A 24127-nucleotide genomic window follows, 5' to 3' on the forward strand; every position below is an offset into this window, starting at 1 on the left:
GCGGTAGAAATAGCTCTGGCCCAGGTGCGTCAGCGCGTAGCCGACCGCGATCTGGGTGCGGTCCTGTTCGAAGGCCAGCGCGCCCTCGCGCGCCAGTTGCTCGGCCTGGGCGAACTGACCGCGCCCCAGCGCGGTGGTCGCGCAGATGCACAGCAGGGTGCCGCGGCCGAGGTGGTCCTCCTGGTCCAGCGCCTGCGCCTGTGCGGCCAGCTGCGCCACGCCGCGCGGCTGCGAGCAGATCTGATCCATCAGGTCGCGCAGCAGCGCCACGACCACGGTGTAGTCCCGCTCCAGCGGCGCGCGCACCTCGTCGGGGAAGCTGCGGAACCGCTCCAGCAGCGTCTGGGCGTGGCCGAATTCGCCCACGCGCAGGTGCAGATAGGCCTGGGTGAGATTGAGCGCCGGGGTATCGCGCACCGTGCGCGGATCGAACTGGCGCAGCAGTGCGCGTGTGGCGGCGATGCCCTGGGAGAGCAGCAGCTGCCAGGTGCCGGCGCGCGCGATGCAATCGGCGGCCAGGGCCACATCGTGCGCGCCCAGCGCATGGCGCACCGCTTCGGCCAGCTGCCCGTGCGCGGCGCACCATAGCGCGGCGCGGCGATGCAGGGTCTGGCCCAGCGCCGGCGACCGGCGCTCCAGCTGCAGATGCAGGAACTCGGCGAACAGCGGGTGATACCGGAACCAGGCGTGGTCGTCGTCCAGTGGGACCAGCAGACCGTGGAAGTGGCCCAGCCGGTCCAGCAGCCGGCCGCTGTCCTGGCGCTGGCGCACCGCATCGGCCAGGGGCGCGTTGAAGCGCGCCAGGCCCGAGGTCTCCAGCAGGAAGTCCCGCAGCTCCTCGTCCAGGTCGCTGACCACCTGTTCGGCCAGGTAGGCCGCCAGTCCGGCCGAGCGGCCGCTGAAACGCGCGATGTCATCGCCGCGGGTCTGGCCGCCGGCGAGCCAGGCGGCAGCCAGGCGCACGGCCACCGGCCAGCCTTCGGTCTTGCCGCGCAGACGCTTGGCATCCTCGTCGCTGGCCTGCGTGCCGAGCAGGGCGCGGGTCTCGCCGCCGTTCATGGCCAGCTGCGCGGCGTCGATGCGCTGCAGGGCGCCGCGCACCGACAGCCGCGCCAGCGGCAGCGCGGGCGCGCGCCGGGTCGCCAGCAGCACATGCAGATGCGGGCCGCCGTGTTCGACCAGCAGGGTGATCAGTTCGTCGTTGCGCGGGCAGGCGGCGCGGTCGTAATCGTCCAGCACCAGCACCAGCGGGCGCTGCGTGCAGCGGATGGCGCGCAGCAGCGCGGTGCGCAGCGCGGCCAGGTCCAGTTCGCGCCAGTGCAGCCCGCCCAGCGGCGTGGCGCCGGCCTCGCCGGCGGTGACGCCCAAGGCCAGGCCCAGATAGGCCAGCAGGCGGCCGGGCTCGGCATCGTCCTCGTCCAGGGACAGCCAGGCCGCATCGACGGTGCCGCGCTCGAGCAGATGCGCATGCCACTGCGCCAGCAGGGTGGTCTTGCCGAACCCCGGCGGCGCCAGCAGCAGGGTCAGCGGCACGCCGATACCGGCGTCCAGGTGCGTCAGCAGACGGTCACGGCGCACGGCGTCCAGATGCAGGCGAGGCGGCTCGAGCTTGTCCGGCAGCACCCAGTCCCCGGTGGAGCCGGGCTCACGGGCAGCGGGTGGACGGCGTCCGACCAGAGCAACGGGTTTGGCGATGGGCACGACGAGTCTCCGCAGCGGCGGCCTCGTCCAAGGCCATCCCGCGTGGTGTGGCAGCCCGGCGGTTCAGACCCGGCTGCGCGTGGGCCCCCGCCCATGCCCATCCACTGGACATCCTGTTCCAGACATTAAAGTTTCGTGAGGCGCTTGCCAAGCGCCGGGCGTCGGCTGCGCCGGTTCAGTGTGCGGAGATCGCCCTGAAGGCGCCGCGCGCCGCCTCCAGTGTGGCCTGGATGACAGAATCGTCATGCGCGCTGGAGACGAAGCCGGCCTCGTAGGCCGAGGGCGCCAGGAACACGCCGCCGCTCGAGCATCGCCTGGAAGAAGCGGTTGAACGCGCCGATGTCGCAGGCCGTGGCCTGGGCATAGGTGTCCACCTGGGCATCGGTGAAGAACAGGCCGAACATCGCCCCGACCTGGTTGGTGGTCACGGCCACGCCCGCCTCGTGCGCGGCCGCGCGCAGGCCTTCGCACAGGCGCGCGGTGGTGGCGGTCAGCCGCTCGTGGAAGCCGGGCGCCTGGATCAGCTCCAGCATCGCCAGGCCGGCGGCCATGGCCACCGGATTACCGGAGAGCGTGCCGGCCTGGTAGATCGGCCCGGCCGGCGCGATCTGCTGCATCAGGTCGGCGCGGCCGCCGTAGGCGCCCACCGGCATGCCGCCGCCGATGATCTTGCCGAAGGTGGTCAGGTCCGGGGTGATGCCGTACAGCGCCTGCGCGCCGCCCAGGGCGACGCGGAAGCCGGTCATCACCTCGTCGAAGATCAGCAGCGCGCCGTGGCGGGTGCACAGCGCGCGCAGGTGCTGCAGATAGCCCGGGCGCGGCGGGATGCAGTTGGCGTTGCCCACCACCGGCTCGATGATCACCGCGGCGATCTCCCCCCCGCAGGCATCGAACAGCGCGCTGGCCTCGTCGAAGTCGTTGTAGCTCAGCGTGCTGGTGAGCTCGCTCAGCGCGGCCGGCACGCCCGGCGAGGTCGGTACGCCCAGGGTCAGCATGCCGCTGCCGGCCTTGACCAGGAACGAGTCGCCGTGGCCGTGGTAGTTGCCCTCGAACTTGACGATGCGGCTGCGCCCGGTGGCGCCGCGCGCCAGGCGGATCGCCGACAGGGTGGCCTCGGTCCCGGAATTGACCATACGCACCATCTCGCAGGCCGGCACCAGGCGGGTGATCGTCTCGGCCATGGTCACCTCGGCCGGGCAGGGCGCGCCGAAGGACAGGCCGTCGGCGATCGCCCGGGCCACCGCCTCGCGCACGTGCGGATGGTTGTGGCCGACGATCATCGGACCCCACGAGCCGACGTAATCGATGTAGCGGTTGCCGTCGACGTCGTACAGATACGCGCCGTCGGCGCGCTGGACGAAGAACGGCTCGCCGCCGACCGACTTGAACGCCCGCACCGGCGAGTTCACGCCCCCGGGGATCAGCTGCCGGGCGCGGGCGAAGAGGGCGTGGGAGCGGTCGTGGTTCATCGAGGCAAGTCCTGGCAGGGCGGGGGTCGTTTCATCGGAAAGCGACGAAACGCAGCGCCCTATTGTCGTGGCAGCGCCCTGCCGGGGCCAACCCGACCCGAACTACCCGGCCGGGTGGGCCCTACCCGCCGCTGATGGGGCGCCAGGTCGTGTCGGCGCATAGCATCGGCCGACACACAGTGGCCGGCATAAGGTCATGGCGAAGCATCATTCGCCATCTGCGGCATGCAGCTCCCACTGTGTAAGACGCAGCGCCACATGGGGGTGGCGCTGTGTATCGACCACAGTTCCACTCGGGGAAAACACCAACATATGAAGCGCATCCTCCGCCGCAGCGCCCTGGCGCTCGCATTGACGCTGGCTGCAGGCAGCACCTATGCCCAGTCCACCACCGGCCGCATCTTCGGTACCGTCCAGGGCGCAGAGACCGGCGACACGGTCCTGGTCCAGAGCGGCAGCGGCTTCTCGCGCGAAGTGCCGGTCGAAGGCGGCCGCTACGCGCTGGGCAGCCTGCCGCTGGGCAGCTACACCGTCACCCTCAAGCACGCCGGCCAGACGGTCGACACGCGCGAGAACGTCAGCATCCTGGTCGGCGCGGGCACCGAAGTCGGCCTGTCGGCCGGTGGCGGCGGCTCGGCCACCACGCTGGGCGCGGTCAAGGTCTCGGCGATGAGCCTGTCGCCGATCGACGTGTCCAGCGTCGACACGCGCACGGTGGTCACCGCCGAGCAGCTGCAGCAGCTGCCGCTGGGCCGCAACGCCGAGGCCATCGCGCTGCTGGCGCCGGGCGTGGTGGTCAACAGCGGCGGCTTCGACAACGGCCCGCTGGGCGGCTCGCTGCCGAGCTTCGGCGGTTCGGCCGCGTCGGAGAACGCGTACTACCTCAACGGCTTCAACACCACCTCGACCGCCAACAACCTGGGCGGCCTGACGCTGCCGTACGGCGCGATCGACCAGCAGGAAGTCATCGTCGGTGGCTACGGCGCCCAGTACGGCCGCTCCAACGGCGGCGTGATCAGCCAGATCGGCAAGAGTGGCACCAACGAATGGAAGTTCGGCGCCTCGGCGGTGTTCGAGCCCGAGGCCTTCAAGGCCAGCCAGAAGGACATCTACTGGCGTCCTGACAGCCAGAGCTCCACGGTCAACAACACCGCCTACCGCTATGCGCGTGCGGCCAATGGCCTGTACCAGCCGCTGAGCGAGACCAAGGCGACCTCGGAGACCTACAGCGCCTACGTCGGCGGCCCGATCATCCAGGACAAGCTGTTCTTCTTCCTCGCCGGCGAGCGCGTCAACTCGCACGGCACCCGCATCCTCAGCAACCGCGACGCCGACAACGGCAATGTCGGCGGCCTGACCGAGTACGAGTACCAGCAGAACCGCCTGTACGGCAAGGTGAACTGGTACATCACCGACAACCACCTGCTGGAACTGACCGGCGCCAGCGACAAGTACAAGACCAACGGCGACATCTATCGCTACAACTACATCACCCGCACCAAGGGCGCGTTCTACAACAAGGAAAACACCAACGAGGCCGGTCCGCGCCTGTACCTGGCCAAGTACACGGGCTATTTCGGTGACAACGTCACCGTCAGCGCGCTGTACGGCCAGATGAACACGCCCGACGAGATCAGCTACTACAACTACGATCCGGGCAAGGGTCCGGTGATCAACAGCGTCGCGCTGCAGAATCCGGCCTACAACGGCGGCACCCCGATCGTCGGCGCGCAGAAGCAGACCTCGATCACCGCGCCGGACCGTGAGTACGAGAAGCGCAACCTGCGCCTGAGCGTGGAATGGCGCATCGGCGATCACGCGATCACCGCCGGCGTCGACAACCAGAAGCTGCAGGCCACCAATATCGGTACCTACGCCTCCGGCCCCGGCTATGCCTGGACCTACGGCCGGACCAACGATCCCTATGGCCTGCAGACCGGCGGTTTGATCAGCCAGTCCGCCAACGAGGCGGGTGGCAAGGGCGCGCCGAGCCCGGGCCTGGTCGATCCGACCTATGGCGCGTCGGGTTACTACGTGACCAAGGACACCACCACCGGCCTGAACTCCTACGACGCCGACCAGAAGGCCTACTACCTGGAAGACAAGTGGCAGGTCACCGACAACGTGCTGCTGAGCCTGGGCCTGCGCAAGGACGAGTTCACCAACTACGTGCCGATCAGCCACGTGCCCTACATCAGCGTGGACGCCTGGTCGCCGCGCGTGGGCTTCAGCTGGGACGTGCACGGCGATTCCAGCCTGAAGATCTTCGGTAACGTCGGCCGCTACTACCTGGGCCTGCCGCTGTCGGCCGTGGGCCTGTTCACCGCCAACGTCTCCAAGAGCGAGTACTTCACCTACAGCGGCATCAACCCCGACGGCACGCCGATCGTGTCCAGGTCGCTGGGTCCGGCGGTGTCGGCCAACTCGCGCTTCGGCCGCGCCTCGGACCCGAGTGCCGCGGTGGTCAAGGACATCAAGGGCGAGAACCAGGACGAGGTCATCCTGGGCTTCAGCCAGGATCTGAGCATCGGCTGGACCTATGGCGTACGCGCCATCTACCGCCGCCTCAACGACGCCATCGACGACCAGAACTTCGATACCGACAACCGCGGCCTGGTGCAGTCCGCCGCCGCCCAGGGCGTCGCGGTCGACTGGACCCGCACCGCCGGTGCCGAGCTGATCAACCCGGGCAAGACCAATGTCTGGAACGTCTACGACACCAGCGGCAACCTGCGCCAGGTGACGGTGACGCGTGAGGCTGCCGGCTTCCCCGAGCTCAAGCGCGACTACGGTGCGCTGGAGTTCAACCTGGAGCGTCCGTTCGACGGCAAGTGGTACACCAAGATGAACTACGTCTGGTCCCACAGCTATGGCACCACCGAGGGTCAGCTGCGTTCGGATCTGTTCCGTTCCGGCGGCGCGCTGGGCAGCTACCAGGGCCAGGCGGCGGTCTCCACGACGCAGAGCTGGGACCACGCGGCGCTGATGGAGCACGTCAACGGCGATCAGTCCAACGATCACCGCCACCAGATCAAGATGTACGGCTATTACCAGCTGACCGAAGAATGGGGTGTCTCGGGCAATCTGAGCATGATCTCCGGCGCGCCGAAGCACTGCCTGGGCAACTACTACGGCACGGCCTACACCGGCACCGATCCGGCCGGTTACGGCGGCAGCTCTGTCACCGGTGGTCCCTACCACTACTGCTACAACCCCGCGACCGGCAAGGGCGAGCCTTCGCCTCCCGGCTCGCACGGGCGCCTGCCGTGGGTCAACCAGTTCGACCTGGGCCTGACCTGGAAGCCGGTGTTCGCCGACGGCAAGCTGGCCGTGAGCCTGAACGTGTTCAACCTGCTCAACGCGCAGAAGGCGATCACGGTCTATCCGTTCTCGCAGCTGCCCGATGGTTCGGTCAACCCGCTGTACGGCCAGAACGTGGTCTACCAGACCCCGCGCTACGCCCGTCTGACCGCCAGCTACGATTGGTAAGCCGCTGTCGCGTCCGCCCCGACCCTCGGGGCGGACGCCTGGGGACATCGAGTGGATCACGGCGCCGCGGCACGTCCGCGGCGTCGTCTTGTTCGAAAGCACAATGAGGAGTGGGTCATGGGTGTCATGAAGAAGAAGTTGCTGGTCGCCGCGCTGCTGGCGTGCACGGGCCTGTCCGGCCAGGCGCTGGCCAAGGATGTGGTGGTGTCGGAGAAGGCGCGCGCGCTGCAGGCCAGCGCGATCAATCTGGATACGCATCTGGACACGCCGGCGCTGTTCGGCCAGCCGGGCTGGAAGATCACCGACCGGCATTCCTTCCAGGGCGACGGCAGCCAGATCGACTATCCGCGCATGGTCGAAGGCGGGCTGGACGGCGGCTTCTGGGTGGTCTACACCGGCCAGGGTCCGCTGGATGAGATGAGCAAGCGCAAGGCGCGCGATTTCGGCCTCAAGCGGCTGGGCGAGATCCGCGAGATGGTCGCGGCCAACCCCGACAAGTTCGCGCTGGCCACCGTGGCTGGCGATGCGGCGCGGATCAAGGCCGAGGGCAAGAAGTCGGTCTACATCAGCATGGAGAACGCCTATCCGCTCTCGCACGATCCCACGCTGCTGAGCTACTACTACAAGGCCGGCCTGCGCATGCTCTCGCTGGTGCACGGCAGCCACAACGACTTCGCCGACTCGGCCGGCACCGCGCCGGGCGCGGTGACCGCGCGCGAGGGCCTGACCGACAAGGGCCGGCAGATGATCGTCGAGGCCAACAAGCTCGGCATCATCCTGGACCACTCGCACGCCTCGCCGGAGGTGTTCGACCAGATGATCGCCCTGTCCAAGGCGCCGATCATCCTGTCCCACAGCGGCGCGTGGGACGTCTACCCGCATCCGCGCAACCTGGACGACAAGCGCCTGAAGGTGCTGGCCGCGCATGGCGGCGTGATCCAGGTGAATTCGCTGGGCGGCTACCTCATCGACACCGGCGCCACGCCGGAGTACCGCGCCGAGCTCGGCAAGATCTACCAGTCCTTCGGCGGTCGGCGCGGGCTCGATGCGGACGCGCGCAAGCAGGCGATGGCGCAGATCGCCGCGCTGGACGCCAAGTACAACATCAAGAAGGCCAACTTCGACGATTACATGCGCCACCTGCTGCACATCATCGAGGTGGCCGGCTGGCAGCACGTCGGCCTGGGCGCGGACTGGGATGGCGGCGGTGGCGTGGCCGGCTACGAGGACATCACCGCCCTGCCCAAGGTGGTGCAGGCGCTGCTGGACGCCGGCTACAAGGACGACCAGGTCCGCGCCATCCTCGGCGGCAACACCGTGCGCCTGATCGAGACCGTGCAGTCGCTGGCCGACCCGGCCGCGGTCAAGGCCGCGCTCGATTAGACGAGCGGGCCGCGGCGTCCGCGTTAGTCCTGGTCGAACAAGGCCCGCAGCGCGCGGGCCGTGGCCACCGGATCGGGCGCATCGAACACACCGCCGATCGCCGCCACCAGGTCGGCCCCGGCGGCGATGATCGGCCCGGCGTTGGCGGGCGTCAGCCCGCCGATCGCCACGCGCGGCACGCCGAGGCCAGCGGTGGCGTCGAACACCGCGGTGGTCGCCCGGTGCGGGCCGGGCTTGCTGCGGCTGGCGAAGAAGGCGCCGAAGCTGACGTAGCTGGCGCCTTCCTCCACAGCCTCGTAGGCCAGCGCCGGCTGGTCGTAGCACGAGGCGCCGAGCAGCGCATCGGGGCCCAGGGCGGCGCGCAGTTCGGCCAGCGGCGTGGTGGCGTCCTCGCGGTGCAGGCCGGCCGCGCCGAGTTCCACCGCCAGCGCGGCATCGTCGTTGATGATCAGCGGCACGCCTGCGGCCCGGCACAGCGGCAGCAGGGCGGCGGCCTGGCGCGCGCGCTGGGCATCGTCCACCGACTTGTTGCGGTACTGCAGCCAGGTGACCGCGCCGCTGTCCAGCAGCGGTCGCACGCGCGCCAGCAGCTGCGCGTCATCGTCGAGATCGGGCGTGAGCAGGTACAGGCCACGGGGCAGGGAAGCAGGCATGGCGACTCCGGTGTGCAGGGGGGCTGTGTGACAATGGGGCACCCCTAGGACCTGCGATTATCCGATGCCCGAGCCCGATGCCACCACCTACCGCAACTGGATGTGCGTGGTCTGTGGATTCATCTACCGCGAAGCCGACGGCCTGCCCGAGGAAGGCATCGCGCCGGGCACGCGCTGGGAGGACGTGCCGGACACCTGGACCTGCCCCGACTGCGGGGTGACCAAGGACGACTTCGAAATGGTCGAGCTGGACTGAGCCTCCGGCGCCCGCGTCGTCGCCCCTGACACGAGAATCCCCATGACCGAACTCCTCGACGCCGTCGAACTGCAGACCGGCCCGCAGCCGACCTGGAGCGTGCTGTGGCTGCATGGCCTGGGCGCCGATGGCAATGATTTCGCGCCGATCGTGCCCGAGCTGGTGCGTCCGGGCTGGCCGGCGCTGCGCTTCGTGTTCCCGCATGCGCCGGTGCGGCCGGTCACGATCAACAACGGCCTGCGCATGCGCGCCTGGTACGACATCGCCGGCATGGATTTCGCCACGCGGGCCGACGCCGCCGGCGTGGAACAGTCCATCGGCCAGGTCGAGGCGCTGCTGGCGCGCGAGGGCGAACGTGGCATCGCGCCGTCCAACGTGCTGCTGGCCGGGTTCTCGCAGGGCGGGGCGATCACCCTGGCCGCCGGCGTACGCCGCCGCGTGCCGCTGGCGGGCCTGATCGCGCTGTCCACCTATCTGCCCGGCGCGGACCAGCTGGCCGACTTCGCCAGCGAGGCCGCCAAGGCCCAGCCGATCTTCATGGGCCATGGCACCTCCGACCCGGTGGTGCTGCCGGCCTTCGGCCAGCGCAGCGCGCAGGCGCTCAAAGCCGCCGGCTTTCAGGTGGACTGGCACGACTATCCGATGGCGCATTCGGTCAGTGCCGAGGAAGTGCGCGACCTCGGCGACTGGATGTCGCGGCGCTTCGCCTGACGCATGACCACCACGCCCGCCGCGCAGGGGTGGTTGCCCGAACTGTGCACGCTGCCGCGGCTGACGATCATCCTGGGCCTGGCCGAGCTGGTGGTCGTGGTGCTGGCGCTGGCGCCGGATCGCACGGGCAAGTGGAGCGTGGAGCACTTCGCCTCGATCAGCGCCTTCGCGCTGTGGCAGGCGATCGCGGCGACCGCCCTGCTGTGCCTGCTGCGCCCGCAGCTGAGCCGCCTGCCGCCGCGCCTGGGCGCCATGGCGGCGCTGGCGCTGGCCGGCGCGGTGGGACTGCTGTCGGCCAGCGCGTTGTTCTTGCTGTATTCCACCATCGGCCTGCCCGAGGGCGCGCCGGCGGTGGGCTTCTGGCGCTTCAGCCTGAGCAGCGCGGCGATGGTGATGCTGATCGGCGCGCTGGCGTTGCGCTACTTCTATGTCAGCGATCGCTGGGCGGCGCAGGTGCAGGCCAGCGCGCGTGCCGAGGCCGATGCGCTGCAGGCGCGGATCCGCCCGCACTTCCTCTTCAACAGCATGAATCTCATCGCCGGCCTGCTGCACAGCGCGCCGCAGGTGGCCGAGCGCGCGGTGCTGGATCTGTCCGACCTGTTCCGCGCGGCCTTGGGCGCGGGCGAGGACAACTCCACCCTGGCCCAGGAAGTGGAACTGGCCGAGCAGTATCTGTCGATCGAATCGCTGCGCCTCGGCGAGCGCCTGACGGTGCGCTGGGAGCGTACCGAGCCGCTGCCCTGGGACCTGGTGCTGCCGCGCCTGGTGCTGCAGCCGATGGTGGAGAACGCGGTGCTGCACGGCATCTCGCGCCTGCCGCAGGGCGGCACCATCGACATCGCCCTGGCGGTGGAGCACAAGACGCTGCGCATCGTCGTGCGCAACCCGGCGCCCGAGCCGGGCAGCGTGCCGGTACCGGCGGTGGGACGCGGCGCCGGCCACGCCCAGCGCAATATCGCCCACCGGCTGGCGTATCGCTTCGGCGCCGGGGCGCGGGTGACGGGCTTCTGGGCGCAAGGCTACTATGCCTGTGAACTCGCCCTTCCCCTGGCCTGAGGTGCGCATGCCCCTGACGGTGGTGATCGCAGACGACGAACCGCTGGCCCGCGAGCGCCTGCGCACGCTGTTGGCCGAGCAGCCCGGCACCGAAGTGGTGGCCGAGGTCGGCGATGGGCTGGCCGCGCTGCAGGCGGTGGCCGAACTGCGCCCCGATCTGGTGCTGCTGGACATCTCCATGCCCGGGGTCGATGGGCTGGAAGCGGCGCGTCATCTGGCAGCGTTCGATCCGCGGCCGGCCGTGGTGTTCTGCACCGCCTACGACGCGCATGCGCTGTCGGCGTTCGAGGCCGCGGCGATCGATTATCTGATGAAGCCGGTGCGCGCCGAGCGCCTGGCCTCGGCGCTGGAACGCGCGCGCACCTTCGCCGCCGGCCGCAGCAGCGAGCCGGCGCCCAGCGCCGCCCAGCGCCAGGCGCGCACGCACCTGTGCGCGCGCCTGCGCGGCAGCCTGCGGCTGATCCCGCTGGACGACATCCACTACCTCCAGGCCGAGGAGAAGTACGTGGTGGTGCACCACGCGCGCGGCGAGGACCTGATCGAGGAATCGCTCAAGTCGCTGGAGGAGGAGTTCGCCAGCCGTTTCGTGCGCATCCACCGCAACTGCCTGGTCGCCCGCCACGAGCTGATGGAACTGCGCCGGGTCGACGACGGCAAGGTGCAGGCCGTGCTGCGTCATGCGCCCGCGCCGCTGGAAGTCAGCCGCCGCTGCGTGCCCGCCCTGCGCGAGACGGTCAAGACACTCTAGGGGCTGGGATCGGCGGGGCAGGGAAAAGTAATCCGCTTGTGCTCGTCATTCCTGGGGTCGCGGAAATGACGGTACGAAAGTCAACCTAAGCTCCCCAATCCCCAATCCCCAATCCCCAATCCCCAATCCCCAATCCCCAATCCCCAATCCCCAATCCCCAATCCCCAATCCCCAATCCCCAATCCCCAATCCCCAATCCCCAATCCCCAATCCCCAATCCCCAATCCCCAATCCCCAATCCCCACTTGCGGCGATAATGCCCGCATGAGATCGCTGCGCATCGCCACCCGCAAGAGCGCGCTCGCCCTATGGCAGAGCGAGTATGTCGCCCACCAGCTGCGCCTGGCCCATCCGGGCCTGGAGGTCGAGCTGGTGCCGATGAGCACGCGCGGCGACGAGGTGCTGGACCGCTCGCTGGCGGCGATCGGCGGCAAGGGCCTGTTCCTCAAGGAACTGGAGTTGGCCATGCTCGATGGCCGCGCCGACTGCGCGGTGCATTCGCTCAAGGACGTGCCGATGGAGCTGGAGGGACCGTTCGTGCTGCCGGCCATCCTGGAGCGCGCCGACCCGGCCGATGCCTTCGTCTCCAATGCCTATCGGCGGCTGGATGCGCTGCCGCACGGCGCGCGCGTGGGCACTTCCTCGCTGCGGCGCCAGGCGCAGCTGCGCGCGCTGCGGCCGGATCTGGAGCTGGTCGACCTGCGCGGCAACGTCAACACCCGTCTGGCCCGGCTCGACGCGGGCAGCTACGACGCCATCATCCTGGCCTGCGCCGGCCTGCAGCGGTTGGGTTTCGACGCGCGCATCGCCGCGCGCCTGGCCGCACCGCAGTGGCTGCCGGCGCCGGCGCAGGGCGCCATCGCGGTGGAATGCCGCAGCGATGCGCCGCAGGTGCTGGCGCTGTTCGCCGCCCTGGACCACCTGCCCACGCGCCGCTGCGTGGAAGCCGAGCGCGCCATGAACCGCGCCCTGCACGGCAGCTGCCACGTGCCGGTCGGCGCATTCGCCGAGGAAACCGCCAGCGGCATGCGCCTGCGTGGCCTGGTGGGCTCGGCGCAGGCCGGCACGCTGGTGCACGCGGAGGCCTCCTCGCCCGATCTGACGCCGGAGAACCTGGGCCATCAGGTCGCCCAGGCGCTGCTGGCCAATGGCGCCGATGCGCTGCTGGCCGAGCTGGAAGTCTGAGGCACCAGATCGCTTGCCGGTGGCAGGTCGAACCCTGCGCTGCGTCGACGACCGGCAGCATCATTGTTCGAGAACGACGGGCTGCGTCGTCCCTTCAGCATGCCCAACACGCATCGTCGTTCCCGCGAAGGCGGGAACCCAAGGACGTTGCGGGACCTGCATGGGAGTCCATGGATCCCCGCGTTCGCGGGGATGGCGAGCTTTGAGGTGGCAGCGCTAGGCCGCGGGCAAACCACCAAGCGTCGTTCCCGCGAACGCGGGGTCCCAGCGGCTTTGCTGCGAGGGCCGAAGGCGCTGGATGGTCAGACATGCGTCTGCCAAGAAGCACCTCCCGCGTTCGCGGGAATGACGGGAGGGGTGTCCCGCGTCTTCGATGCACTCGGGCTTCAATGTAAAAAGCCCCCGCCGTGTCGCCACGGCGAGGGCCTCTTTGCGCGACAGCGCGGCTTACTTGAAGTTGTAGACGATGTTGACCGTGGTCAGGTTGTCGGTCTTCTTGGTGTCCGGATCGACCTCGGTGTTGTGGCGCGTCTCCAGCCCGGCCTTGAGCGCCAGGCGTTCGGACATGGCCACCTGCAGGCCGAACAGGTTCTTGATGAAGGTGTTGTCGCTGCCCGATTCGACCAGCAGGGTGTCCACCAGCGAGGTGGTCGAGGTCAGCTTGTAGCCGTAGTCGATCATGCCGCGGCCGATGGTCTCGTTGTGGTGCACCTGCACGCCCTGGTCCTTGGACCAGCGGTAACCCGGACCGATCTCGAAGGTCAGGTGCTGGGTGTCGTTCTTGATCGCCTCGTAGCCGTAACCGACGGCGGTGGTCCACTGGTACTCGTAGCTGGTGTAGTGGTCGCGCTCGTTGCGCACCGAGCCCCAGATATAGCTGCGCTCGCTCAGGCGGCGGCCGCTGGTGCCGAACAGTTCGTAGCGGCGCGCGGTCTCCTCGCCGTCGTCCTTGGCGTACTGGCCGGCCACGCCGAAGGCGTGCTTCCAGGTGTCGTCGCTGTAGGCGAGGTTGGCCTTGCCGACGAAGGTCTCGTTGTCGGTGTTGCCCTTCGAGATGGCCAGGCCCAGTTCGCCGTTGCCGGTCCAGCCGGTGTTGTTGTCGATCTTGGCCAGGCTGGGCGTGTCGACCAGATTACCGGCCAGGGCGGGCAGCGGCGCTGCCACGGCGAGCAACAGGGCGCAGGGAAGGCGTCGGAACATGAGGAATCTCCGTGGGGTGGGGGACGCGGGGATAGCAAAAAGGCCGGTGATCCCCGGCCTTCGGCGCGAAAGTGTCTTTTCGCAACGTTGAATGTCAACGTAATGCGCCCGCTTGCCGTCGTCGTCTCCAGACGCTAGGCGAGTTCGATATGGCGACGCCCTCAGGGCGTGGAGACGGGCGTGTCGATGACGATGGTCGGGTCGTTGAAGCGGCTGTAGCGCACGGTCATGGTATAGGGCTGCTGCTGGGACAGGCCGCTGTGGCGCAGCTGCAGCGGCAGGCCCTCCGGTCCGATCCAGTAGGTGAACTGCACCGGCGCCTGCGCCGGGCCATTGGTCACCTCGTACTGCCGCGCCTGCACGCCGTCGATCCGGCTGACGCCGGCTTCGCGCACGCGCAGCTGGCCGCGGCTCTCGTGCACGCGCATGGGGTCGCGCCACTGCGCCACGGTGCCTTCGGGCAGCTGCAGCTTCTCGGTGCGGCCCTGCGACTGCAGGTAAAGCACGTTGCCGACGATCACCTGGGTGCCGATGGGCATCTGCAGGCGGTAGCGGTCGGGGGCGACGAAATCCAGCGTGTCGCGGGTCTCGCGCGCGCCCTGCAGGTGCATCTCGGCATGAAAGCTGCGCGCGTCCTGGAAGGCCTGCATCGACGCGGTGACCCGTTCGAGCGGCGTGCCGGCCGCCGTGGCGGGCGGGGGGCTGGCCGGTGGCGAGGAGGGGCTGCAGGCGGCCAGCAGCAGGCAGGCCAGGGCGGGGACGGCGGGGCGGTGCATGGGGCGAACGGACTCCGGCGGCGGGCAGGGCGGGAACCCGTCCCGCGGGCGCAAGACTGCGCGCGGGCGGCTGAAGCGCACCTGCGTCTTCTTGATGCCATGCTCGGCCATAATCGGGCGCATGGACAAGATCGAACGCATCACCGCGCTGCATCGCATCCTCAAGGGCGCGCGCTACCCGGTCACCGTCAAGCGCCTGCAGGACGAGCTGGGGTGCTCGCGCGCCACCGTCTACCGCGACCTGGCCTATCTGCGCGATGCGCTGATGGCGCCGGTGGAGGGCGACGGCGAGGCCGGCTTCCGCTATGCGGCCGGGCAGAGCGACCGCTTCGAGCTGCCGGGCCTGTGGCTCAGCTCGGACGAGCTCTACGCGCTGGTCGCCTCGCAGCAGCTGCTGCTGCGCACCGGCGGCGGCGTGCTGGCCGGCGCGCTGGCGCCGCTGCAGAAGCGCCTGGAGGGCCTGCTGGCCGACCACGCCGGCGCCCAGCGCTGGCCGGTCGAACGCGTGCGGGTGATCCCGCATCGCGGCCGGCGCCTGGACGAGGCCGCGTTCCGCTGCGTGGCCAGCACCGTGCTGGAGCGGCGCCAGCTGAGCTTCGAATACCGCGCCCGCTCCACCGACGAGCGCACCCGCCGCGTGGTTTCGCCCCAGCGCATCACCCACTACCGCGACAACTGGTACCTGGACGCCTGGGACCACGGCCGCGAGGCGCTGCGCAGCTTCGCGGTGGACCGCATCAGCAACGCTCGTGCGCTGGACGAGGCGGCGGTGGAGATGGGCAAGGACGAGCTGAGCCAGCACCTGGCCTCCAGCTACGGGATTTTCTCCGGCGAGCCCAAGGGCTGGGCGACGATCGTGTTCAGCCCCAAGGCGGCGCGCTGGGTCGCCGACGAGCAGTGGCATGCGCGCCAGGAGGGCCGCTTCCTGCCCGACGGCCGCTACGAGTTGAAGGTGCCCTACAGCGCCTCGCGCGAGCTGCTGATGGACGTGCTGCACTACGGCTCGGACGCGGAGATCGTCGCCCCGCCGGTGCTGCGCGAGCAGGCCAAGGCCCTGCTCGAACTGGCCCTGTCCAACTACGAGCGCGTGCCGGACAAGCACTGAGCCGTTGTGGGAACAACTGTCCCCTCCAATCCAATCGCGGACTCCCTGTAGAGCGGAGCTTGCTCCGCTGGGGCCTTCCCCACCAACCGAACGAAGAGCAGCTGAGCTTGGTCCGCCGCGTTTCGGCCGGATCGGCGGAGAGCCCCAGCGGAGCAAGCTCCGCTCTACAGGTGGGGCCGACCTTGTGGCTGTCGGGCAACGGCGGCGAGGGCTTTACCGGGAGAACCCCATCGCCGCCATGGCGGCTCCCACGGGTGCTCGTCCGGTACCATGGTGGCGTTCCCGCATGATCGGTGCGGTGGCCGCGCGGTTGGCGGCTGCCGGGTCCGAGTGCGCACCTTCCCCTCTGACGATCCCGCACCGCCCGTGTCCACCACCGAGCCCGCACCGCTGCGCTTCATCCATGTCGTGGCCGCCGCCATCACCGATGCGCGCGGCCGCCTGCTGCTGGCCCGGCGGGGCGACGGCCGCGATCTGGCCGGGCTGTGGGAGTTCCCCGGCGGCAAGCGCGAGCCGGGCGAATCCACCGAGGAGACGCTGGTGCGCGAGCTGCAGGAGGAGCTGGGCATCACCGTGCAGGTCGGCGCGCCGATCATGCGGGTGCCGCACCTGTATCCGGACAAGCGCCTGCTGCTGGACGTGCGCCGGGTGACCACCTGGAAGGGCGTGCCGCGCGGCATGGAGGGCCAGGCGCTGGCCTGGGTGGCGCAGGACAAGCTGCAGCGCTATCCGATGCCGGCGGCCGACAAGCCCGTGGTGGCGGTGCTGCAGCAGCCCGACCGGTACCTGATCACGCCCGAACCGGGCGCGGACTCCGCGGCCTGGCTGGCCGGCCTGGAGGCCGCGCTGGCTGGCGGCGTGCGTCGCGTGCGGTTGCGCGCGCGCGGCCTGGAGGGCGATGCGGGCTGGCCGCCGCTGGCCGCCGCCGCGGTGGCGCTGTGCCGCGAGGCCGGCGCCGAGGTGCTGCTGGAGGGCGCCGCCAAGCTGGCGCGCGATCTGGGCGTGGGCCTGCACCTGCGCACCGAGCAGCTGATGCGCATCGAGGCGCGCCCGGTCGCGGCCGGCGTAGGCCTGGCCGCCTCGTGCCGGTCGGCCGAGCACCTGCGCCGGGCCGAGGCGCTGGGCTGCGACTTCGTCACCCTGGGCCCGGTGCGCGGCACCGACACCCAGCCCACGCTGGGCTGGGACGCCTTCGCCGCCCTGCGCGAGATTGTGTCGCTGCCGATCTACGCCACCGGTGGGCTGGGGTTGGACGACATGGCCCAGGCGCACCAGCACGGCGCGCAGGGCATCGCCGCGCTCCGCGGGCTGTGGCCTTCGGGCTGAGGTCCTTGTGCGGCGCTCAGGCGCCGGCGAGCAGACGGTAACGCGCGTCCAGCTCGGCCACGGCCTGGTCGATCTCTTCCAGGCTGCCGTCGTTGCGCACGATGTCGTCGGCGATGGCCAGGCGCTGGGCGTCGCTGGCCTGGGCCTGGATCATGCGCTGGGCCAGCGCCTGGTCGATGCCATCGCGCGCCAGCAGCCGCGCCATGCGCACTTCCAGCGGCGCGGTGACCACGCAGATGCGCTGCAGCCACGGATAGCACTCGCGTCCGCCGCCTTCGGCCAGTAGCGGGATCATCGCCACCGCATACGGGCTGGCGGCGGCGCGGCACTGCGCCTCCAGCGCCGCGCGCACGGCCGGATGGACGATGGCCTCCAGCGCCTGGCGCGCGTTTTCGTCCTCGAACACGCGCCGGCGCATCGCCGCGCGATCCAGCCCGGCCTGCGCATCGAGCACCTCCGCGCCGAAGTGCGCCACGATGGCGGCCAGCGCCGGTGTGCCGGGCTCGACCACCTCGCGCGCGATGCGGTCGGCGTCGGCCACGACGATGCCGCGCGCCAGAAAGGCGCGCTCCAGCGCGCTCTTGCCCGAGGCGATGCCGCCGGTGAGTCCGATGCAGGTCTGGCTCATGACCCCATTATCCACGCGCCGCTGCCACGGTAGAGCGGAGCTTGCTCCGCTGCTCTTCGCTCGGTTCGCGGGAAAGGCTCGAGCCGAGCTTGCTCCGCTGCGCTTCGTTCGGTCTGTGAGCAAGGCCCCAGCGGAGCAAGCTCCGCTCTACAGCCAGCGGCGCACGCGGGCGCAGTAGCGCGCGTAGGCGGGGCCGAACTCGGCGCGCAGGCGGGCTTCCTCGAACGGGATCACCACCTGCCGCAGCGCCAGCCACGGCAGCGGCAGCAGGACCAGCGCCCAGGGCACGACCAGATAGCCGGCCAGGCCGATATAGCTGGCCAGCAGGCTGACGTACATCGGGTTGCGGGTCAGGCGGTACGGGCCGCGCTCCACCAGGGACGAGGGCTGGCTGGAGGGCAGGATGGTGGTGCGGCGCGTGGCGAACAGCGCGAAGCACCACAGCGCCAGGGCCAGCGCGGCCAGGGCCAGCAGCGAGCCGGCCCACTGCATCGCCAGCAGCGCGCCGCCCTGCGGCAGCGGCAGGGCCAGCACGCGCTGGGCCAGCGCGGCGAGGCCGAAGGCGAGCAGGAAATGCACCGGCGCGGTCAGGCGGACCAGCAGCGGGGTGTTCGACAGGCGCGCAGCGCCTTCCAGGGTGTGTTCTTCCAGCACGCCGCGTGATCGTCCTTGGGTCCGGGGCGACATCTTAGCCCGCGGCCTGCGGGAAAGCGCCCGTAGACTGGCCGCCCCACCTGCCAGGGTTCGCCGATGTCCATCGCCCGCTTTCGTACGCTCTTCCGCATTGGCCTGCTGGCGCTGGTACTGCCGGCCAGCCTCGCGCTGGCCGCGCCGAAGGACGCGGGATTTGAGCTGGTGGCGCTTGGGGTTGAGGGCGGGCTGGACGAGGGCAACCTGTCGTCCTATCTGATCCGCGCCGAGGCCGACACGCGCTATCTGGCGCTGGATGCCGGCACCGTGCTGCCGGGCATCGCGCAGGCGCTGCGGCAAGGCGCGTTCGCCGATCTGCGGCCCGCCGACGGGCTCACCCCGCAGGGACAGGTGCTGCGCAACCTGATCGCCGGCACCTTCATCAGCCATGCGCATCTGGACCATGTCGGCGGGCTGCTGGTCGCGGCCACCGACGATGCCGGCCGCAAGCCGATCTACGGGCTGGCGCCGACGCTGGAGACGCTCAGCGCCGACTACTTCAACTGGCAGGCCTGGCCCAACTTCGCCGACCGCGGGCCGGCGCCGGCGCTGGGCCGCTATGTGCTGACCGACGTCGTGCCGGGGCAGTGGTTCGACGTGCCCGGGACCTCGCTGTCGGCCTGCGCCTATCCGCTGTGGCACGACCGGCTGACCTCGACGATGCTGCTGGTGCGCAGCGGCGATGCGTACTTCGCCTACTTCGGCGATACCGGGCCCGACGCGCTGTCCGGCGGCCAGCATCGGCTGGCGGACATCTGGCAGGTGCTGGCGCCGCTGGTGCGCCGGCACGCGCTCAAGGGGCTGCTGATCGAGGCCTCGTTCCCGGACGATGTGCCCGATGCGCAGCTGTTCGGCCATCTCACCCCCGCCTGGCTGCTGCGCGAGCTGGACGCGCTGGCCGCCGCGACCGGCGGCACCGCGCCGCTGAAGGGCCTGCCGGTGCTGGTGGGCCACATCAAGCCGAGCCTGGTGCAGGGGCGCGATCCGCGCGCGCTGGTGAAGATCGAGCTGGAGGCGGGCAACCGCCAGGGGGTCGCGTTCGTGCTGCCGGTCCAGGGGCAGGTGCTGCGGCTGCCTTGAGGGGGCGGGCAGCGGGAGCGGCCGCCGAGCGATACCGGGGCGCGCCCCAAAAGCGACCCCACCCCAGCCCTCCCCTTCGCTGCGCGAAAGGGAGGGGGCGGATCCTGCGGCGGGATGCAGTCGGAGCAGTGCCGCGGGAATCCTCCTGCCGTCATTCCCGCGAACGCGGGAATCCAGGGACTTTCGCTGGAGGGGCGAGAGGTGCCGACCTCCGCCCCTCGCGGCAAGGGCGACCCCGCGCGCCGCTCCAAATAAGGCGGAAATGTCGCCTATCGGTCACACACCGTGACTTTCGACGGCTTGCAAATCCGTAAGTTCCGTGTGAAAAGATCGTGTTGCTCTGCAGCATCGCCTGGCCGGCCGCGCGCCGGGTCCGGCGCGGGAATCCGCCCGTGCCGTGACCCACGCCGTATAGCGCCCGCGCCGCGATGCCGCCCAAGCCGCACCCCTTCGCCACCGGACCGCTCATGCCCCGATTGCAGCCCGCCGCCATTGCCTCGTCGCCTGCGCCCGCACGGAGCGCCCGCCGGTGAGGGGCCGCGGCTTCGATCTGGCCGGCAACGGCAGCTCGGTGCGCACCGAGCTGCTGGCAGGGGCGACGACCTTCCTGACGATGGCCTACATCGTCTTCGTCAACCCGGACATCCTGGGCGCGGCCGGCATGGACAAGGGCGCGGTGTTCGTCGCCACCTGCCTGGCCGCGGCGCTGGGGTCGGCGCTGATGGGGCTGCTGGCCAACTGGCCGATCGGCCTGGCGCCGGGCATGGGGCTCAACGCCTTCTTCGCCTTCACCGTGGTCGGCACGATGGGCTATCCCTGGCCGCAGGCGCTGGGGCTGGTGTTCCTGTCCGGCTGCCTGTTCGTGCTGCTGACCCTGACCGGCGCGCGGCGCTGGCTGGTCGACGGCATCCCGCTGTCGCTGCGCAGCGGCATCGCCGCGGGCATCGGCCTGTTCCTGGCCTTCATCGGCCTGCAGGGCGCGGGCCTGGTGGTGGACAGCCCGGCCACGCTGGTGACCCTGGGCGATCTGCACAAGGCCGAGCCGCTGCTGGCGCTGGCCGGGCTGGTGCTGATCGGCATCCTGGATGCGCTGCGGGTGCGCGGGGCGATCCTGATCGGCATCCTGGCGGTGACCGCCGCCGGCCTGGCGCTGGGCAAGGTGCACTACGCCGGGCTGCTGGCCTGGCCGCCGAGCCTGGCGCCGACCTTCCTCAAACTCGATATCGCCGGCGCGCTGACCCAGCACGGCGGCGTGGCCGCGCTGCTGCATGTGCTGCTGGTCTTCCTGCTGGTGGAGATGTTCGACGCCACCGGCACGCTGGCCGGCGTGGCCCAGCGCGCCGGGCTGCTGGATCGCCCGGACCAGCGCCAGCGCTTCGATCGCGCGCTGGTGGCCGACAGCACCGCGATCCTGGCCGGCTCGCTGCTGGGCACCTCCAGCACGACTGCCTATGTGGAAAGCGCGGCCGGCGTGCAGGCCGGCGGCCGCACCGGCCTGACCGCGCTGACGGTGGCCGCGCTGTTCCTGCTGGCGCTGCTGTTCTCGCCGCTGGCCGCGATGGTGCCAGCCTATGCGACCGCGCCGGCGCTGATCTACGTGGCCGGGCTGATGCTGCGCGAGCTGGTCCACCTGGACTGGAGCGATGTCACCGAGGCCATGCCGGCCAGCCTGGCGGCGCTGGGCATGCCGTTCACCTATTCCATCGCCAACGGCCTGGCGCTGGGCTTCGTCAGCTATGCGCTGCTCAAGCTCGGCACCGGACGCTGGCGTGGCGTGCACGTGGCGACCTGGGTGGTGGCGGCGCTGTTCGTGCTGCGTTACGCGCTGTAGCGCGACGCGGGGCGGTGAGGGTTTCGCAAGACGTTTTGGCAAGGGGAGTCGTGCACGTGGTGGGAAGTAGAACAATCTGGGGCGTGATCGCCTGTGTGGCGCTGGCCGGCCAGGCCTGGGCGGCCGATGGCGGCGGCGCGGCCGGCGCGCGCGAGGCGAAGGTGGCCGCGCTGATGCAGCGCGTGGCGGGCAACGGCCCGCAGCTGCGCGCCTTCCTGCAGGCCATGCCCAAGGGCGCGGACCTGCACAACCATGTGGGTGGCAGCAATTACGCCGAGGATTTCCTGCGCTGGGCCGACGAGGACCAGGGCTGCATCGCCCGCGACACCCACCAGCTGCTGCCGCCGCCGTGCGGCGAGGGCACGGTGCCGGCGCGCGGCCTGGCCGCGCGCGATGCGGCGTTCTTCTCCGCCACGGTCGATGCGCTGTCGATGCGCAACTTCGTGCAGGGCAATGCGGCCGCCTCGGGGCACGACCAGTTCTTCAGCACCTTCGCCCGTTTCGGCAGTTCGCAGGCGCGTCGCCCCGACGCGATCGCCGCGACGCTGGAGCAGGCCGCGCGTGACCGCGTCAGCTATGTCGAGCTGATCGCCAACCCCGCCCAGTCGGCCGAGCTCGGCAAGCGCGCCGGCGCGCTGGACTGGAACGCCACCGACCTGGCCGCCAACCTGGCGCCGCTGCAGGCCCAGCTGCCGGCCTTGGTCGAGGCGGCCAAGGCCGACACCGCCGCGCTCGATGCGCGCGTGGCCCAGCTGCTGCGCTGCGGCCAGGCAGACGCCAGCATCGGCTGCGGCGTGCGCTATCGCTATGTGCCGTACGCACTGCGCACGCTGCCGGCGCCGGTGGTGTTCGGGCAGATGCTGATGGGCTATGCGGTGGTGCAGGCCGATCCGCAGCGCTACGCCGGGGTCAACATCGTCGCGCCGGAGGACAACCCGGTCGCGCTGCGCGACTACCGCCTGCACATGGCGATGTTCAAGCTGCTGTCCGCGCGCTACCCGCAGGTGCCGCTGACCCTGCACGCGGGCGAACTGAGCCTGGGCCTGGTGCCGCCGGCGGACCTGCGCTTCCACATCCGCGATGCGGTGGCCATCGGCGCCCGGCGCATCGGTCACGGCGTGGACATCGGTTACGAGGACGATGCCGCCGGACTGCTGCGACAAATGAAGGCCCAGCACGTGGCGGTGGAGATCAACCTGACCAGCAACGACGTGATTCTCGGGGTCAAGGGCAGCGACCATCCGCTGCCGATGTACCTGGCCGCCGGCGTGCCGGTGGTGCTGTCCACCGATGACGAGGGCGTCTCGCGCAGCGACATGACCCACGAGTACCAGCGCGCGGTGACCGAGCAGGGCCTGGACTACGCCACGCTCAAGCAGGTCGCGCGCAATGGGCTGACCTATTCCTTCGCGCCTGGCCAGAGCCTGTGGGACGCGGACGGCCGCACGCCCGTGGCCGCCTGCGCCGGCTCGCTGATTTCCGGCAGCGCCGATGCGCGCTGCAAGGCGCTGCTCGAGGGCAGCGAGAAGGCGCGCCTGCAGTGGCAGCTGGAGCGCGACTTCGTCGCCTTCGAGACCCAGCAGCTGGCCGAGGCGGGCCGATGAGCCGCCTCGCACGGGCCCTGGCGCATGGCGCGCTGCTGCTGTCGCTGGCCGCGAGCGCCTCGGCGTGGGCGGGGCAGAAGCAGCTGGTGATCCTGGACGACGACCTGGACGGCTTCGCGCCGGCCCAGGTGATGGCGCTGCAGGCGCCCGATGTGCAGGTGCTGGGCCTGACCACGGTCAGCGGCAACGCCTGGGCCACCCAGGCCACCGCGCATGCGCGGCGCATGCTGGAGATCACCGGTCATCCCGAGGTACCGGTGGCGCAGGGCGCGATCGATCCGCTGGTCAACACCGAAGCGCAGACCGAGCGCTGGGAAGCGCTGTACGGCAAGCTGGTGTGGAAGGGCGTGTGGATGAGGCACTGGGTCGAGGACAACTTCCAGGCCGACCCCGATTACCACGGCCCGGAGGTGGTGCGCGATCTGAAGCTGGGCAATCCCAGCGTGGTCAAGGCCAGCGACGAGCCGGCGGCGCTGTTCCTGCTGCGCATGGTCCGCGCGTATCCGGGCCAGGTGACCATCATCGCCACCGGCCCGCTGACCAACCTGGCGCTGGCCCAGCGCCTGGATCCGCAGTTCGCCAGCCTGGCCAAGGAACTGGTCTACATGGGCGGCAGCCTGGAGCCCAGGCAGACGCGCGACAGCGAGGCGGCGCGGCAGTTCGCGCGCGAGTTCGTCAACACGCCGCGGCGCGAGTTCAACATCCGCTTCGATCCCGAGGCCGCCAGCATCGTCATGCGCGCGCCGTGGAAGAAGATCGTGATGGTGCCGGTCGATCCGTCCACCGCCACCGAGGTCACCCCGGCGCTGCTGGCGCGCATGCGCGCGGCCGACACGCCGATCGCCCGCGCGCTGGCCTCGCGCCAGACCGGCTTCCCGCTGTGGGACGAGCTGGCCGTGGCGGTGTGGCTGGATCCCTCGCTGATCACCCAGTCCGACGAGTTGATGGTCGATACCAACCTCGACCGCGGCGCCGGCTACGGCGACATCCTGTCCTGGAGCCCGCCGTACGCGCCGGGCCTGGGCGAGCGGCGTCAGACCGTGGTGCGCAGCGTCGATGTACCGCGTTTCGAGGCGCTGATGGCGCGCCTGCTGACCCGGCCCCAGCCGCGCGCGGTCGGCGCGGCGGTGCCCTGAATCCCGGAGTTGGAAGCGGCAGGGCCACGGACGCGGCCCGGACGCTGATCGGTGCCCGCGCGCGCCGACGCGGCGGTGTCTTGGCTAGAACCCTTACCCA

The 24127-nt window shown here is 70.5% G+C and carries 18 protein-coding genes and 2 pseudogenes; 13 read left to right on the forward strand and 7 right to left on the reverse strand.

The window, feature by feature from the left end; genetic code table 11:
• Positions 1-1701: pseudogene (locus QE438_RS00005) on the reverse strand (helix-turn-helix transcriptional regulator); the annotation flags it as partial.
• Between the two features lie 175 nt (positions 1702-1876).
• A pseudogene (gene hemL, locus QE438_RS00010) lies at positions 1877-3170 on the reverse strand (glutamate-1-semialdehyde 2,1-aminomutase).
• A 312-nt stretch (positions 3171-3482) separates the two neighbouring features.
• Here hemL and QE438_RS00015 point away from each other — a divergent pair.
• On the forward strand, positions 3483-6659 hold the full coding sequence (locus QE438_RS00015) for a TonB-dependent receptor (RefSeq protein WP_306993406.1): 3177 nt from the start codon (positions 3483-3485) through the stop codon (positions 6657-6659).
• 117 nt (positions 6660-6776) lie between these two features.
• Complete coding sequence (locus QE438_RS00020) at positions 6777-8042, forward strand: dipeptidase (RefSeq protein ID WP_235873149.1); 1266 nt, start codon at positions 6777-6779, stop codon at positions 8040-8042.
• Between the two features lie 23 nt (positions 8043-8065).
• Here QE438_RS00020 and thiE read toward each other — a convergent pair whose 3' ends face one another.
• Positions 8066-8695, reverse strand: coding sequence for a thiamine phosphate synthase (thiE, locus tag QE438_RS00025; protein ID WP_306993404.1), 630 nt, complete (start codon positions 8693-8695; stop codon positions 8066-8068).
• A gap of 64 nt (positions 8696-8759) precedes the next feature.
• Between thiE and QE438_RS00030 the strand changes: the two genes are divergently transcribed.
• From QE438_RS00030 to hemC, 5 genes are all read left to right on the forward strand, one after another.
• Positions 8760-8951 (forward strand): rubredoxin, encoded by a 192-nt coding sequence (locus QE438_RS00030; RefSeq protein WP_130515663.1) that lies wholly within the window; start codon positions 8760-8762, stop codon positions 8949-8951.
• A 42-nt stretch (positions 8952-8993) separates the two neighbouring features.
• The gene (locus QE438_RS00035; RefSeq protein WP_306993401.1) at positions 8994-9662 is read left to right on the forward strand and encodes an alpha/beta hydrolase; all 669 of its coding nucleotides are present in this window, start codon (positions 8994-8996) and stop codon (positions 9660-9662) included.
• A 3-nt stretch (positions 9663-9665) separates the two neighbouring features.
• Positions 9666-10718 carry a histidine kinase gene (locus tag QE438_RS00040; protein ID WP_306993398.1) on the forward strand — a complete coding sequence of 351 codons (1053 nt, stop codon included), beginning with the start codon at positions 9666-9668 and terminating at the stop codon, positions 10716-10718.
• Between the two features lie 7 nt (positions 10719-10725).
• A complete protein-coding gene (locus QE438_RS00045; protein ID WP_306993397.1) occupies positions 10726-11466 on the forward strand; it encodes a LytTR family DNA-binding domain-containing protein in 741 nt (246 codons plus the stop codon).
• A 264-nt stretch (positions 11467-11730) separates the two neighbouring features.
• A complete protein-coding gene (gene hemC / locus QE438_RS00050) occupies positions 11731-12651 on the forward strand; it encodes a hydroxymethylbilane synthase (RefSeq protein WP_130523260.1) in 921 nt (306 codons plus the stop codon).
• Between the two features lie 447 nt (positions 12652-13098).
• On the opposite strand, the gene QE438_RS00055 is transcribed toward hemC, so the two are convergent.
• Both QE438_RS00055 and QE438_RS00060 read right to left on the reverse strand, forming a co-directional pair.
• Positions 13099-13851 carry a DUF481 domain-containing protein gene (locus QE438_RS00055; RefSeq protein WP_130515669.1) on the reverse strand — a complete coding sequence of 251 codons (753 nt, stop codon included), beginning with the start codon at positions 13849-13851 and terminating at the stop codon, positions 13099-13101.
• A 161-nt stretch (positions 13852-14012) separates the two neighbouring features.
• The gene (locus QE438_RS00060) at positions 14013-14627 is read right to left on the reverse strand and encodes a hypothetical protein (protein WP_306993394.1); all 615 of its coding nucleotides are present in this window, start codon (positions 14625-14627) and stop codon (positions 14013-14015) included.
• Between the two features lie 121 nt (positions 14628-14748).
• Here QE438_RS00060 and QE438_RS00065 point away from each other — a divergent pair, with 121 nt between their 5' ends.
• Positions 14749-15732 (forward strand): YafY family protein, encoded by a 984-nt coding sequence (locus QE438_RS00065; RefSeq protein ID WP_130523262.1) that lies wholly within the window; start codon positions 14749-14751, stop codon positions 15730-15732.
• A gap of 366 nt (positions 15733-16098) precedes the next feature.
• A complete protein-coding gene (locus QE438_RS00070) occupies positions 16099-17058 on the forward strand; it encodes a Nudix family hydrolase (RefSeq protein ID WP_306993390.1) in 960 nt (319 codons plus the stop codon).
• A 16-nt stretch (positions 17059-17074) separates the two neighbouring features.
• On the opposite strand, the gene coaE is transcribed toward QE438_RS00070, so the two are convergent.
• Together coaE and QE438_RS00080 are read right to left on the reverse strand one after the other, a co-directional pair.
• The gene (gene coaE, locus QE438_RS00075; protein ID WP_306993388.1) at positions 17075-17686 is read right to left on the reverse strand and encodes a dephospho-CoA kinase; all 612 of its coding nucleotides are present in this window, start codon (positions 17684-17686) and stop codon (positions 17075-17077) included.
• A 147-nt stretch (positions 17687-17833) separates the two neighbouring features.
• Positions 17834-18337 carry an isoprenylcysteine carboxylmethyltransferase family protein gene (locus QE438_RS00080; RefSeq protein ID WP_306996210.1) on the reverse strand — a complete coding sequence of 168 codons (504 nt, stop codon included), beginning with the start codon at positions 18335-18337 and terminating at the stop codon, positions 17834-17836.
• Positions 18338-18436: 99 nt separating this feature from the next.
• On the opposite strand from QE438_RS00080, the gene QE438_RS00085 reads away from it, so the two are divergent.
• From QE438_RS00085 to QE438_RS00100, 4 genes are all read left to right on the forward strand, one after another.
• Positions 18437-19456, forward strand: a complete 1020-nt coding sequence (locus QE438_RS00085; protein WP_306993386.1) for a 3',5'-cyclic-nucleotide phosphodiesterase — start codon at positions 18437-18439, stop codon at positions 19454-19456.
• A 529-nt stretch (positions 19457-19985) separates the two neighbouring features.
• On the forward strand, positions 19986-21287 hold the full coding sequence (locus tag QE438_RS00090) for an NCS2 family permease (protein WP_130515683.1): 1302 nt from the start codon (positions 19986-19988) through the stop codon (positions 21285-21287).
• Positions 21288-21460: 173 nt separating this feature from the next.
• The gene (locus QE438_RS00095; RefSeq protein ID WP_306996208.1) at positions 21461-22891 is read left to right on the forward strand and encodes an adenosine deaminase; all 1431 of its coding nucleotides are present in this window, start codon (positions 21461-21463) and stop codon (positions 22889-22891) included.
• On the forward strand, positions 22888-24027 hold the full coding sequence (locus QE438_RS00100; RefSeq protein ID WP_306993383.1) for a nucleoside hydrolase: 1140 nt from the start codon (positions 22888-22890) through the stop codon (positions 24025-24027). The genes QE438_RS00095 and QE438_RS00100 overlap by 4 nt, the downstream gene beginning before the upstream one ends.
• Positions 24028-24127: the final 100 nt, after the last annotated feature.

Origin of the sequence: Pseudoxanthomonas sp. SORGH_AS_0997, assembly GCF_031453535.1 — a bacterium.
GTDB lineage: Bacteria > Pseudomonadota > Gammaproteobacteria > Xanthomonadales > Xanthomonadaceae > Pseudoxanthomonas_A > Pseudoxanthomonas_A winnipegensis.

Coding starts and splice junctions, on each gene's coding strand:
- QE438_RS00085 (WP_306993386.1), top strand. CDS start 18,437: ATGTCCATCGCCCGCTTTCGTACGCTCTTCCGCATTGGCCTGCTGGCG.
- QE438_RS00015 (WP_306993406.1), top strand. CDS start 3,483: ATGAAGCGCATCCTCCGCCGCAGCGCCCTGGCGCTCGCATTGACGCTG.
- QE438_RS00040 (WP_306993398.1), top strand. CDS start 9,666: ATGACCACCACGCCCGCCGCGCAGGGGTGGTTGCCCGAACTGTGCACG.
- coaE (WP_306993388.1), bottom strand. CDS start 17,686: ATGAGCCAGACCTGCATCGGACTCACCGGCGGCATCGCCTCGGGCAAG.
- thiE (WP_306993404.1), bottom strand. CDS start 8,695: ATGCCTGCTTCCCTGCCCCGTGGCCTGTACCTGCTCACGCCCGATCTC.
- QE438_RS00035 (WP_306993401.1), top strand. CDS start 8,994: ATGACCGAACTCCTCGACGCCGTCGAACTGCAGACCGGCCCGCAGCCG.
- QE438_RS00055 (WP_130515669.1), bottom strand. CDS start 13,851: ATGTTCCGACGCCTTCCCTGCGCCCTGTTGCTCGCCGTGGCAGCGCCG.
- QE438_RS00030 (WP_130515663.1), top strand. CDS start 8,760: ATGCCCGAGCCCGATGCCACCACCTACCGCAACTGGATGTGCGTGGTC.
- QE438_RS00045 (WP_306993397.1), top strand. CDS start 10,726: ATGCCCCTGACGGTGGTGATCGCAGACGACGAACCGCTGGCCCGCGAG.
- QE438_RS00100 (WP_306993383.1), top strand. CDS start 22,888: ATGAGCCGCCTCGCACGGGCCCTGGCGCATGGCGCGCTGCTGCTGTCG.
- QE438_RS00065 (WP_130523262.1), top strand. CDS start 14,749: ATGGACAAGATCGAACGCATCACCGCGCTGCATCGCATCCTCAAGGGC.
- QE438_RS00060 (WP_306993394.1), bottom strand. CDS start 14,627: ATGCACCGCCCCGCCGTCCCCGCCCTGGCCTGCCTGCTGCTGGCCGCC.
- hemC (WP_130523260.1), top strand. CDS start 11,731: ATGAGATCGCTGCGCATCGCCACCCGCAAGAGCGCGCTCGCCCTATGG.
- QE438_RS00095 (WP_306996208.1), top strand. CDS start 21,461: ATGCAGCGCGTGGCGGGCAACGGCCCGCAGCTGCGCGCCTTCCTGCAG.
- QE438_RS00020 (WP_235873149.1), top strand. CDS start 6,777: ATGGGTGTCATGAAGAAGAAGTTGCTGGTCGCCGCGCTGCTGGCGTGC.